Consider the following 11186-nt stretch of genomic DNA (forward strand, 5'->3'; position numbering starts at 1 on the left):
CCTCCCGGGCGGACGCGGTGCGCGCGGCGCCGCGTCCGCCCGTCGGTCCCACCGGCGACGAGTTCTCGTGGACCGTCGACCCCCGAGAGGCATGCCGACCCCGCCGCCGGCGGCCGCGGGAGCGCCGGCTACAGGACGGGCCGCGCCGCTGGTTCCGTGGCGGGGTGCGGCCAGCGGCGTCGTTCGGGCACGAGGAACCGGGCGACGTGCAGGACAAGGCGCAGCCGCCAGTCGTCGGGGGCGCGCACCTCCCGGACGAACGCGCCCGTGCTGCGCCCGATCGACGCGAACGCCTCCGCGGACGCCGACGGGTCGGCGATCCGGTCGGTGTTGTACCAGGCCAGGCCGCGCGCCACCCGGATCCCGTAGCTGGTCAGCAGCTCGTCCTGGCGCGCGAACAGCCGGTCGAGCGACGCGAGCCCGCGGCTGTACCGCTCGGCGAGCCCGTCCTGGACCCCCTCGACGGCCTCACCCAGCACGTCGTTCATGCGGTGGAAGTCGGCCACGTGCCCCGTCACCGGCTCGGTCGCCGACATCCGCCGCAGGGCCCGCGGCAGGTCGTAGGAGATGTGCGCCATCATCGAGAACAGCACGTCCTCCAGCACGTACGACCGGTGGCCGAACGCGGCCTGCACGTCGCGCCACGGCTGTGGGACCTCGCCCCGGAACGCCCGGGCCGACGGCAGGTCGCGCGGCCCGGCGCCCGCGGCGGCCAGCGCCTCGTCGACCGCGTCCATCGCGACCAGGTACTCGTGCGCGAGCGTCGTCGCGAGCCCGGCCACCCACCCGGGGTCGTCGAACCCGGTGTCGGCCCGCCGCAGCCGCGCCTCCAGCGAGCGGGTGAGGACGGCGTAGACGAACGCGAACGACGCGCGCGGGTCACGGTCGCGCTCGAAGACGGCCCGTCGCCGGTCGAGCTCCGCCGCGACGAGCGCGACCTCGTCGGCCCCCGTCATGACGGGCGGTCCCCGGTGCGCCGCGCGACCTCCGTGGCGCGGGCCCACGCGCAGACGAGCTCGCCCGCGAGCGTGCGGCGGTCGGCGCCGACCCGGTAGCGGGCCGTCCACGCGCTGCCCAGCAGGGGCATGTGGTACGTCGACGACAGCCCGTCGGCCCCGATCTCCGCCGGGTAGTCGAACCGCCGCACGAGCAGCCGCGGGAACGGCCCGAACCGCTCGACCGCCCGGACCGTGACGCCCAGGCCGTCCGCGAGCAGGACGTACCGCTCGCGCAGCAGGTACACCGTCACGCCCAGCACCGACAGGCGGACGGTGTTGTCGGCGACGCCGTGCGCGCCCGCGTCGGGCCGGGCCACGACGGTCGACTCGAGGCGTGACGGTCCGGTGAGCGCCTGGACGGTCCACATCGCGACCACCAGCAGCGTGTCGCGCACGCCGACCCGCGCCGCCAGCAGCCCGCGCCAGGACGTGACGCGCAGCTCGAAGCGCCCGTGCCACACGCCGTCGCCGACCTCGAAGTAGTAGACGTGGCTCGCGGGCGTCGCGGGCGTCCCCGCCTGCCCGCCGGACCCGCGCCCCGGGTCGCCTGCCTGCTCGTCGTCGTGCATGCGCGCACCTCCGCGCCGCGCGGGACCGCCGCACGCCGACGGCCTCGCTCCTGCCTGCCCCGGACGACCATCGTCCCGCCGTGCCGCGCCGGTGTCACCGGCCCGTGGCACGCTCGCCCGATGGCGACGGAGTCTCGGCACCTCAGCATCCACATCGACCGGCCGGTCGCGGACGTGTACGCGTTCGTGTCCGACCCGACGAACCTGCCGCGCTGGGCGCCCGGCCTGGGCCAGGAGGTCGTGCAGGTCGACGGGCGCTGGTACGTCGAGACGCCCGCCGGGCGCGCGCAGGTGACGTTCGCGCCGGACAACCCCTTCGGCGTGCTCGACCACGACGTCGTGACGCCGACGGGGGAGGACGTCCACGTGCCGATGCGCGCGATCGTGGACGGCGACGGGACCGAGGTCGTCTTCACGCTGCGCCGCGCCCCGGGGATGTCGGACGCCGACCTCGACCGGGACGAGGGGCTGGTCACGGCCGACCTGGCCCTGCTCAAGCGGGTCGTCGAGGGCACCGACGCCTGACGCGGCGCGCGTGGAAGGTCTGTCGCGGTCCGCGTGACAGACCTTCCGCACGAGCGTGTCGGCGGGGCGGGTGCTGGTCCGGACGTCCGGGGTCTAGGTGCGGGCGGCCCGCGGGTGAATCATGGGGAGGGGACCGGGCCGGGCGACGAAGGAGCGGACATGGCAGCGAAGCAGCAGGACGGGCGGCACGTGGACCTCCCGAGCATCGTCCGGCTGGTCACGCTCGCGCTCGCCGTGACGGCCGTCGTCAAGGAGCTGCGGACGCCCGCCGAGGAGCGCGAGTGGAACGGCGTCGTCGTGGGGTTCGTGCCCTACGACTTCCGGATGCCGACGGTCGAGCGCTTCAAGGAGCGGATGTGGGACCCGGAGGGTGCCCACCTGATCGGCCCGCGGGTGTTCGGGGTCGGCTGGACGCTCAACGTGGGCAAGGTCGTGGCGATGGTGCGCGACCGCGTCGGCGGCGACGACGACTGACCGCGCGTCGTCCCGGCGTGGCGACGCGGACCGTTGACGCGCGCCCGTACCGCCCCCTAGGTTCGTCCGCGGCCGAGAAACCGGTTTCTACGAGGGGGTAGAACCATGCGCGGAGCACGACCCACCGGCACGCTCACGGCGGCGCTCGCGCTCGCCACCGTCCTCGCGGCGGCGCTGCCGACGGCCGCGTCCGCGGTGGGCCCCGACGACCGGCTCGACCGCGGTCACGCCGCCGTCCGCGCCGACGCGACCGTCGGGCCCGACCGCCGCGCCGACTTCACGACCGTGCAGGCCGCGATCGACGCGGCCCCCGAGGGGCGCACCAGCCCCTGGGTCATCGCGCTGCGACCGGGGACCTACCACGAGGTCGTCAAGGTGCCCGCGACCAAGCCGTTCCTCACGCTCGTCGGCACGGGGCGCCGCGCGCAGGACGTCGTCGTGTCCTACGACAACGCGAACGGCACGCCGAAGCCCGACGGCTCGGGCACGCACGGCACGTCGGGCAGCGCGAGCGTGACGATCGACGGCGCCGACTTCACGGCCCGCAACCTCACGTTCGCGAACACGTTCGACGAGGCGGCTCACCCCGAGATCACCAACCGGCAGGCCGTCGCCGTCCTCACCCGGGCCGACCGGCTCGTCTTCGACGGCGTCCGGTTCCTCGGCAACCAGGACACCCTGTACGTGAACAGCACCGCGGCGGACGTCGTCGCGCGCGCGTCGTTCCGCGACTGCTACGTCGAGGGGGACGTCGACTTCGTCTTCGGGCGCGCGACGGCCGTGTTCGAGGGGTGCGAGATCCGGTCGCTCACGCGCGGCTCGACGACCAACAACGGCTACGTCACCGCCCCCAGCACGTCGGTCGCGAACCCGTACGGCTTCCTGTTCACGCGGTGCCGGTTCACGAGCGACGCCCCCGACGGCACCGTCTTCCTGGGCCGGCCCTGGCACCCGAGCAACGACCCGAACGCGATCGGGCAGGTGCTGGTCCGGGACTCGTGGATCGGCGCGCACGTCGGCGGCACCGCGTGGAGCGACTTCTCCGGCGGCTGGTCGTGGCGCGACGCGCGCTTCGCCGAGCACGCCAACCGCGGCCCCGGGGCGCTCGTCACGGACGACCGCCCGCAGCTCACGCCCGCCGAGGCGAAGGACCGGACGCCCCGCGCGTACCTGGCGGGCGCCGACGGGTGGTCGCCGCGCCGCTGACGCGCCGCCGGGGTCGGCCGCACTGCCGACTCGCCGGGTCGGCCGCGGAGCCGTCTGGTCGCGGGGGACGGCCGTCGGCCTACCCCGTCCAGCGGGCGGAGCCCGGTCCGGCCGGGTCCGACCGCGGGCTGACGTGCGGTCCGGCCGTCGGCCGACGCGGCGCGCCGGCCCGGGCGGGCATCCTCGTGCGGTGACCGACCAGCGTGCCCCCGCCCTCCGTCGCGCCGCCACGGTGGCGTTCGTGCTCTACCTCGTCGTGCTCGCGGGTGCGGCGTTCCTGCCGCTGCCGATCGGGCAGATGGAGCGCGGCACGGGACCCGCGTACGACCTCGCGCTGCGGCGGCCCGACCTGCTCGGCGGGTGGGAGACGCAGCGCAACGTCCTCATGACGATCCCGTTCGGGCTGCTGCTGCCGCTCGTCGTGCGGTGGCGGTACGAGGCGCTCGTGCTCGCGTGCGTCGCGGTGACGCTGCTGATCGAGACGGTGCAGCTCGTGGTCTCGGCCGCCGTGGGGTGGGCGTGGCGGGCGTTCGACGTCAACGACCTGCTGCTCAACACGGTCGGTGGCCTGCTCGGGCTCGCCCTCACGGCCCTCGTGCTGGCGGTCGTCCGGCGACCTGCGCTGCCGCCCGTGCGGCGGCTCGTGCCCGCGGGCGCGGCCGTCGCGCTGGTCGCGTGGGCCGTGCTCGCGACCGTGACGACGCCGCCGCCGCGCGAGGTCGTCTACGCGTGCGACGAGCCGCCCGCGGGCGCGGTCACGTCGCTGCCCGGCGGTGCCAGCGCGTACGCAGGCCGGGACGGGTCGCTGTGCCTGCGCGCCGCCGGTGGTGGCACGGCGTCGCTCCCGGCGGACGGCGTCGCGGGGCCGGCCATGACCTACGAGCGGTCCGACGGGACGTGGGAGCTCGGCACCGCGCAGCGGGGGGACGTCGTGACCGCGGGGCGCGGCGGCGAGGTCGTCGAGCTGCACGCCGTCGACGGGTCGGGCGCGCTGGTCTGGTCCGTCCGCCGGTAGGCCAGGTCGGCTGCGCCGGGCCGGGTCGCGCCGGACGTGACCGGGTCGCTCGCCGTCAGGGCGCCAGGGCGTCAGGGCGTGACGCGGCCCGTCTCGTACGCCCACATCGCGATCTCCACGCGGTTCCGGACGCCGAGCTTGGCGAGCAGGCTCGTGACGTGCGTCTTCACGGTGCTGAGGCTGATGTGCAGCTCGGCGCAGATCTCGGCGTTCGTCAGGCCGCGCGCGACGGTCAGCAGGACCTCCTCCTCGCGGGCGGTGAGCGCGTCGAGCGGCTGCGCCGGGGGGCGCCCGGCGGGTCGGCCGGCGAACGCGGCGAGCAGCCGCACGGTGACCCGCGGCGCGATGAGCGCCTCGCCGTCGGCGGCGGCGCGGACCGCCTGGGCGAGCAGGTCGGGGCCGGCGTCCTTGAGCAGGAACCCGCGGGCGCCCGCGCGCAGCGCGCCGTGCACGTACTCGTCGAGGTCGAACGTCGTGATGACCACGACGGCGGGGGCGTCGTCGGCGGCGGTGATCTGCCGGGTCGCCTCGAGGCCGTCGAGGACGGGCATGCGGATGTCGAGCAGGCAGACGTCGGGCCGCAGGTCGCGGGCGAGGCGGACGGCCTGCGCGCCGTCGGCGGCCTCGGCGACGACCTCGATGCCGGGCTGCGCGTCGAGGATCATGCGCAGGCCGGTGCGGACGATCTCCTGGTCGTCGGCGAGCAGGACGCGGATGCTCACGCGGCCACCCGGGCGAGCGGCAGGACCGCGTCGACGACCCAGCCCTGGTGGTCGCCGGGGCCGATGCGGATCGTCCCGCCGAGCAGGGTCACGCGCTCCGTCATCCCGACGGTGCCGTAGCCGGGGGCGCGCCCGCCGAGGACGGGCTCGCCGTCGTCGGTCACGGTGCAGCGCACCTGCCGCGGCTCGACGGCGACGTCGACCGCGACCCGCGTCGGGTGGCGCGCGTGCCGGGCGACGTTCGTCAGGGCCTCCTGGACGATCCGGTAGACGGCGGCCCCGACGGACGGGCCGACGCCGACGACGTCGCCCGCGACCCGCACCTCGACGGGCGTGACGGAGCCCAGCGACGCGGCGAGCGCGGGGATGTCCGCGAGCCCGCGGCCGGGGGCCAGGTCGGGCCCCTCGCCGTCGCGCAGCGCGCCGACCATGAGGCGCAGCTCCGCGAGGGTCCGGACGCCCTCCGCCTCGATGACGCCCAGCGCGTCGACCGCTGCCGCCGGGTCGGTCACCCCGACCACACGGCCTGCCTGCGCGCGGACCACCATCGCGGAGACGTGGTGCGCGACGGTGTCGTGCAGCTCGCGCGCCAGCAGCTCGCGCTCGCGCAGCCGGACCTGGTCGATCCGCTGCGCGCGCGACGTGCGGGACAGCCGGACGGACACGCCCAGGACGGCGGGGAACGTCACGACGAGCACGCCGAGGAGCGCCTCGCCGAGCGTCGTCCAGTCCCGGACCATCCCCACGGTGAACCCGACGGCGACGACCGCGGTCCCGAGCACGACCTCACGGCCGGACCCCCACCGGAACAGCGCGTAGACGAGCACGAGGACGAACGCGGTCGTGCCGAGGACGACGGACCCGTCGGTCCCGGCGGCGAGCGACGCGAGGTCGACGACGACCAGGGCCCCGAACGCGACGGTGACCATCGCGAGCGGGTGCGTGCGCCGCCACAGGAGCGTCGACGCCAGGCCGACCGTGAGGACGATCGCGAACGGCCGCCACGTCACCGACGTCCGCAGCAGCCCTTCGGCGAGCGCGCCCGCGACGACCACCGCGAGCAGCACCCCGTCGCGCCACACCCGCCGCGGGGCGTGCGGGGCGCGCGGCTCGGCCCACAGGCGGCGGGCGACGTCGGTGATCACGGGGTCAGCGTAGGGACCGGCGCGGCAGGCGCGGATCGGCCGAAGGTGCCGTTCCTGCACCGTCCGGACGGCCGGTGCGGGACGGGCTCGACGGCCGATGCGGCCGCGGTGGCCGCGTCGCGACGATCGGCGGGTGCCGGCGACCGGTCGGCACCCGGAACCGGGAGGCCCCGATGCTGTCGCACACCTTGTCCCGTCTCGGACGGTTCTCCGCCCGCCGCCCGTGGGTGGTCCTCGGCGCGTGGGTGCTGCTCGCCGTCGTGGCGCTGGGGACGTCGAGCCGGTTCGGCACGGAGCTCGAGGACTCGTTCCGGGTGCCCGGGCTCGACTCGCAGGTCGCGAACGACCTGCTCGCGCAGGCCGGCTCGGACCGCGCGGGGCTGACCGCGCAGGTCGTCGTGACGCCCGCCGACGCCGACGCGACGTTCTTCGCCTCGCCCGAGGCCCGGGACGCGCTCGCGGCCCTGCAGGCCGACGTGCGGGCGACGCCGCAGGTGCTGAGCACGACCGACCCGGCGGGGGCGCTCGCGCAGGGGGAGGAGGCCGCCGTCGCCGCCGGGCTCGTGTCCGCCGACGGCCGGGTCGCGCTCCTGCGCGTGCAGTACCCGCTGCTGGGAGACCTCGCGGTGGCCGACCTGGACCGGCTCAAGTCCGCGGGCGCCGCCGTGGACGAGCAGGTGCTGCGGGTCGAGATGGGCGGCGACCTGTTCTTCGCGTTCGAGGAGACCGGGGGCGGGCTCGGCGAGCTGATCGGGGTGGTCGCGGCGCTCGTCATCCTGTTCGTGGCGTTCGGCTCGCTCACCGCCGCCGTCGTGCCCGTGGTCACGGCCGTGCTCGGCCTGGCCGTGGGTGTGGGCGTCATGCCGCTGCTCGGGCACCTGGTCGACATCCCGAGCTACGCGCCGGTGCTCGGGGCGATGGTCGGGCTGGGGGTGGGGATCGACTACGCGCTGTTCGTCGTGACCCGGCACCGCGACCACCTGGAGCACGGCGTGCCGGTCGAGGACGCGGCGAGCCGGGCGCTCGCGACCGCCGGACGGCCCGTGGTGTTCGCGGGCGGGATCGTCGTCGTCTCGATCCTCGGGCTGGCCGTCGCGCAGGTGCCGTTCATGACGGCCGGCGGGCTCGCGATCGCGGTCGTCGTCCTGCTCATGGTCGCCGCGTCCGTCACGCTCCTGCCCGCGCTGCTGGGCCTCGTCGGGCGGCGCGTGCTCGGTCGTCGCCGCATCCCGCAGGAGGGGCCGGGCTGGCAGCGGTGGGTCGGGCACGTCACCCGGCACCCGCGCGCCTACGCCGCCGGGGTCACCGCGCTCCTGCTCGCGGCGGCCGCACCGGTCGCGGCGCTGCGCGTCGGCATCCCCGACGACGGTGCCCTGCCCGCCGACTGGACGCAGCGGCAGGCGTACGACCTGCTCGCCGAGGGGTTCGGGCCCGGCACCAACGGGCCGCTGGTCGTCGCGGTCCAGGTCAACGGCGACGACGCGGCGGTCGGCCGCCTGGTCGACGCCGTGCGCGCCGACCCGGGGATCGCGTCGGCGGTGCCCGCGGGTCTCGACCCCGCCTCGGGCGTCGCGACGGTCGTCGCCGTGCCGACCACCGGACCGCAGGAGCGCACGACGACCGAGACGGTCGAGCGGCTGCGCACCGAGGTCTTCCCCGCGGCCCTCGACGGCAGCCCCGCCCGCGCGCACGTCGGCGGGCAGACCGCGAGCTTCGCGGACGTCGGGGTCCGGGTGAACGACCGGCTGCCCGTGTTCGTCGGCGCGGTCCTCGCGCTGTCGTTCGTCCTGCTCGTGCTGGTCTTCCGGTCCGTGCTCGTGCCGCTCAAGGCGGTCCTGCTCAACCTGCTGAGCATCGGCGCGTCCTACGGCGTCATGGTGATGGTGTTCCAGTGGGGCTGGGGCGCGGGGCTCATCGGCCTGGAGTCGACCGTGCCGATCGTGTCCTTCATCCCCATGTTCATGTTCGCGATCCTCTTCGGGCTCTCCATGGACTACGAGGTGTTCCTGCTGTCGCGGGTCCGCGAGGAGCGGGCGCGCACGGGCTCGGAGACGGGGTCCGTCGTGCACGGCATCGCGCGGACCGGCCGGGTCATCACGTCCGCCGCGGCGATCATGGTGTCCGTCTTCCTGGCCTTCGTGCTGGGCGAGGACGCCGCGACCAAGATGTTCGGCGTCGGCCTGGCGACCGCGGTCCTCGTCGACGCGACCCTCGTCCGCCTCGTCCTGGTGCCGGCCACGATGACGCTGCTCGGCCGCGCGAACTGGTGGCTGCCCCGCTGGCTCGACCGTGTGCTGCCGCGCGTCGAGATCGACGCCGAGCCGGCCGCGACCGCGCCCGAGCGCGAGCTGGTGCGCGCATGAGCGCCGCCGACGCCCCGACGCCCCCGACGACCCCTTGCCGCCCGACCGACGACACGAGGATGGTGGACGACGTGACCGCTGCACCCCCGCCTGGCGAGCAGCCGACGTCGCCCCGGATCCCCCCGCGATGGTTCGTCCGGACCGCCTGGGTCGTGCACCGGGCGTACTACCGGCTCACCGGCCACCGCCGCGGGCTGTGGCGGCCCAAGCCCAACCGCTGGGGGACCATGGCGCTCACGACGGTCGGGCGCCGGACCGGGCAGGAGCGGACCGTCATCCTCGGCTACTACGAGGACGGGCCCAACCTCGTCACGCTCGCCATGAACGGGTGGGCCGCGCCCGAGCCCGCGTGGTGGCTCAACCTGCAGGCCCACCCCGACGCCACCGTCGAGCTCAAGGGCGCGACCCGGGCGGTGCGCGGGCGGGCCGCGCGCGGCGACGAGCGTGCCCGCCTGTGGGAGGGGTGGAAGCAGCTCGGCGACGACGTCGACGGGTTCGCGACCCGGCGACCCACCGAGACGGCGGTCGTCGTCCTCGAGCCGCGGTCCTGAGCGCGCGGTGCCGCCGACGTCACCCGGCGGCACCCGACGTCACCGACATGTCACACGGTGCTCACCAGGACGGGGACCTTCCCGAAACATGAGCGCGCCACGATGCGCCCGTCGGCCCGTCGTCCGTCCGAGGGAAAGTGTGGTCCCGCCCGTGCTCAAGAAGTCCCGCTCCGTCCTGACCTCCACCTGCACGCTCACGTTCTCGCTGCCGTCGTCGACCCTCGACGGACCGGTGAGCGTGGTCGGCACGTTCAACGACTGGACCCCCGGCGCGCACCCGCTGCGCCGCCGCTCGAACGGGACGGTGAGCACGTCCGTCAAGGTCCCCGTCGGGACCACCGTGCGGTTCCGGTACCTCGGCGAGCACGGGCGCTGGTTCGACGACGCCGACGCGGACGAGATCACGGTCGACGGGTCGGTCGTGCTCGTCTGACCGGCGGGCGGCGCGGCGACCAGCAGGTGGACGGCGGGGTCCCACGGGGAATGCCGACCGGCCCGGTCGGATTGAAGCCCCCATGACCACCTACGGAATCATCGGCGCCGGTCACATCGGCAGCCAGGTCGCCCGCGCCGTCGTCGCGCTGGGCCACGACGTCGTCATCGCCAACTCGCGCGGTCCCGAGACGCTCGACGGCCTCGTCGCCGAGCTCGGTCCGCGCGCCCGTGCCGCGACCGCCCAGGAGGCCGCGCAGGCCGCCGAGGTCGCCGTCGTCACCGTGCCGCTCAAGGCCATCGGCGACATCCCGGTCGAGCCGCTCGCCGGCAAGGTCGTGCTCGACACCAACAACTACTACTTCGAGCGCGACGGTCGGATCGACGTCCTCGACCGCGGCGAGAAGACCACGTCCGGCCTGCTGCAGGAGCACCTGCCGACGTCGAAGGTCGTGAAGGCGTTCAACCACATCCAGGCCGCGGACATCACGACCGACGGCCACCCGGCGGGGAGCGACGAGCGTCGCGCGCTCGCCACGTCGAGCGACCACCCCGAGGCCGTCGAGCACGTCGTCGCGCTGTACGACGCGCTCGGCTTCGACACGGTCGACGTGTCGCCGCTGAGCGAGTCGTGGCGCGTCGAGCGCGACCGCCCCGCGTACGTGGTGCGGCAGAACCGCGCGGAGCTCGTCGAGAACCTCGCGAAGGCGCCCCGCACGATCTGACCCGGTGGCCGGTCCCTCGCGTCGCACGGCGCGGGGGACCGGGGCCGCGGGCCGGGGCCCTCGCCGCGCGACGTAGGCTCGTCGTCGTGGCGACGTTCTCCGCGGTGACGGCTCAGCACATCCTCCAGGCGATCGCCGAGCACGACAGCCGAGGTCGCGACGACTTCCTCGGCGTGTACGGCTTCGCACCGTCGGGCGGCGTCCCGCTGGTGCACGAGGGACGCACCTACGACGTGACGGCGGTCGTCGGGGTCGCGCACCGGTACGCGACCGGTCGCCTCGCGACCGCCGACGAGGTCGGGAACCTGCCGGGCGGCGCGGGTGCGCTGCTGCGTCGGCGCGGGTTCGACGTCCCCGAGCCGGAGCCGGCCGCCCCCGCGCCCCGGGCGTCGCGTGCGTCGTCCCCCCGGACCGCCGCCCCGCGCCGCGCCGCGGCACCCCGCAAGACGCCCGCCGCGGCG

13 protein-coding genes are annotated in these 11186 nt (G+C 75.7%); 9 read left to right on the top strand and 4 right to left on the bottom strand.

All coding sequences use genetic code 11. The annotated features are described in order from the left end of the window. Nucleotides 1–128 precede the first annotated feature (128 nt). Nucleotides 129–956: a DUF5995 family protein gene (locus CBZ_RS11345; RefSeq protein ID WP_130781653.1), complete on the bottom strand. Its 828-nt coding sequence runs from the start codon at nt 954–956 to the stop codon at nt 129–131. After that, nucleotides 953–1567, bottom strand: coding sequence for a hypothetical protein (locus CBZ_RS11350; RefSeq protein WP_130781654.1), 615 nt, complete (start codon nt 1565–1567; stop codon nt 953–955). The genes CBZ_RS11345 and CBZ_RS11350 overlap by 4 nt, the downstream gene beginning before the upstream one ends. A 120-nt stretch (nt 1568–1687) precedes the next feature. Here CBZ_RS11350 and CBZ_RS11355 point away from each other — a divergent pair, with 120 nt between their 5' ends. From CBZ_RS11355 to CBZ_RS11370, 4 genes are all read left to right on the top strand, one after another. Next, on the top strand, nt 1688–2092 hold the full coding sequence (locus CBZ_RS11355) for an SRPBCC family protein (RefSeq protein WP_130781655.1): 405 nt from the start codon (nt 1688–1690) through the stop codon (nt 2090–2092). A 159-nt stretch (nt 2093–2251) separates the two neighbouring features. Beyond that, entirely contained in the window at nt 2252–2566 is a 315-nt protein-coding gene (locus CBZ_RS11360) for a DUF5808 domain-containing protein (protein WP_130781656.1), read from the top strand. Between the two features lie 105 nt (nt 2567–2671). After that, the gene (locus CBZ_RS11365) at nt 2672–3772 is read left to right on the top strand and encodes a pectinesterase family protein (protein WP_130781657.1); all 1101 of its coding nucleotides are present in this window, start codon (nt 2672–2674) and stop codon (nt 3770–3772) included. Between the two features lie 190 nt (nt 3773–3962). Then, nucleotides 3963–4787: a VanZ family protein gene (locus CBZ_RS11370; RefSeq protein ID WP_130781658.1), complete on the top strand. Its 825-nt coding sequence runs from the start codon at nt 3963–3965 to the stop codon at nt 4785–4787. Nucleotides 4788–4858: 71 nt separating this feature from the next. Here CBZ_RS11370 and CBZ_RS11375 read toward each other — a convergent pair whose 3' ends face one another. Then, nucleotides 4859–5509, bottom strand: coding sequence for a response regulator (locus CBZ_RS11375; RefSeq protein ID WP_130781659.1), 651 nt, complete (start codon nt 5507–5509; stop codon nt 4859–4861). Then, nucleotides 5506–6654 carry a sensor histidine kinase gene (locus tag CBZ_RS11380; protein WP_130781660.1) on the bottom strand — a complete coding sequence of 383 codons (1149 nt, stop codon included), beginning with the start codon at nt 6652–6654 and terminating at the stop codon, nt 5506–5508. The genes CBZ_RS11375 and CBZ_RS11380 overlap by 4 nt, the downstream gene beginning before the upstream one ends. A 173-nt stretch (nt 6655–6827) precedes the next feature. Here CBZ_RS11380 and CBZ_RS11385 point away from each other — a divergent pair, with 173 nt between their 5' ends. From CBZ_RS11385 to CBZ_RS11405, 5 genes are all read left to right on the top strand, one after another. Next, complete coding sequence (locus CBZ_RS11385) at nt 6828–9017, top strand: MMPL family transporter (RefSeq protein WP_174768664.1); 2190 nt, start codon at nt 6828–6830, stop codon at nt 9015–9017. A 71-nt stretch (nt 9018–9088) separates the two neighbouring features. After that, nucleotides 9089–9568 carry a nitroreductase/quinone reductase family protein gene (locus CBZ_RS11390; protein WP_246013293.1) on the top strand — a complete coding sequence of 160 codons (480 nt, stop codon included), beginning with the start codon at nt 9089–9091 and terminating at the stop codon, nt 9566–9568. Nucleotides 9569–9719: 151 nt separating this feature from the next. Continuing rightward, nucleotides 9720–10001 (top strand): isoamylase early set domain-containing protein, encoded by a 282-nt coding sequence (locus CBZ_RS11395; protein ID WP_130781661.1) that lies wholly within the window; start codon nt 9720–9722, stop codon nt 9999–10001. Between the two features lie 82 nt (nt 10002–10083). Continuing rightward, nucleotides 10084–10725: an NADPH-dependent F420 reductase gene (locus tag CBZ_RS11400; protein WP_130781662.1), complete on the top strand. Its 642-nt coding sequence runs from the start codon at nt 10084–10086 to the stop codon at nt 10723–10725. 86 nt (nt 10726–10811) lie between these two features. Further along, nucleotides 10812–11186 (top strand): ScoMcrA-related endonuclease (locus tag CBZ_RS11405; protein WP_130781663.1); only part of this gene is annotated, 375 nt, incomplete at its 3' end.

This window comes from Cellulomonas biazotea (assembly GCF_004306155.1).
Taxonomy (GTDB): domain Bacteria; phylum Actinomycetota; class Actinomycetes; order Actinomycetales; family Cellulomonadaceae; genus Cellulomonas; species Cellulomonas biazotea.

Bases quoted from the DNA above. Each gene is read 5' to 3' on its own strand.
- CBZ_RS11355 (WP_130781655.1), top strand. From the start codon at position 1,688: ATGGCGACGGAGTCTCGGCACCTCAGCATCCACATCGACCGGCCGGTC.
- CBZ_RS11350 (WP_130781654.1), bottom strand. From the start codon at position 1,567: ATGCACGACGACGAGCAGGCAGGCGACCCGGGGCGCGGGTCCGGCGGG.
- CBZ_RS11365 (WP_130781657.1), top strand. From the start codon at position 2,672: ATGCGCGGAGCACGACCCACCGGCACGCTCACGGCGGCGCTCGCGCTC.
- CBZ_RS11345 (WP_130781653.1), bottom strand. From the start codon at position 956: ATGACGGGGGCCGACGAGGTCGCGCTCGTCGCGGCGGAGCTCGACCGG.
- CBZ_RS11385 (WP_174768664.1), top strand. From the start codon at position 6,828: ATGCTGTCGCACACCTTGTCCCGTCTCGGACGGTTCTCCGCCCGCCGC.
- CBZ_RS11400 (WP_130781662.1), top strand. From the start codon at position 10,084: ATGACCACCTACGGAATCATCGGCGCCGGTCACATCGGCAGCCAGGTC.
- CBZ_RS11360 (WP_130781656.1), top strand. From the start codon at position 2,252: ATGGCAGCGAAGCAGCAGGACGGGCGGCACGTGGACCTCCCGAGCATC.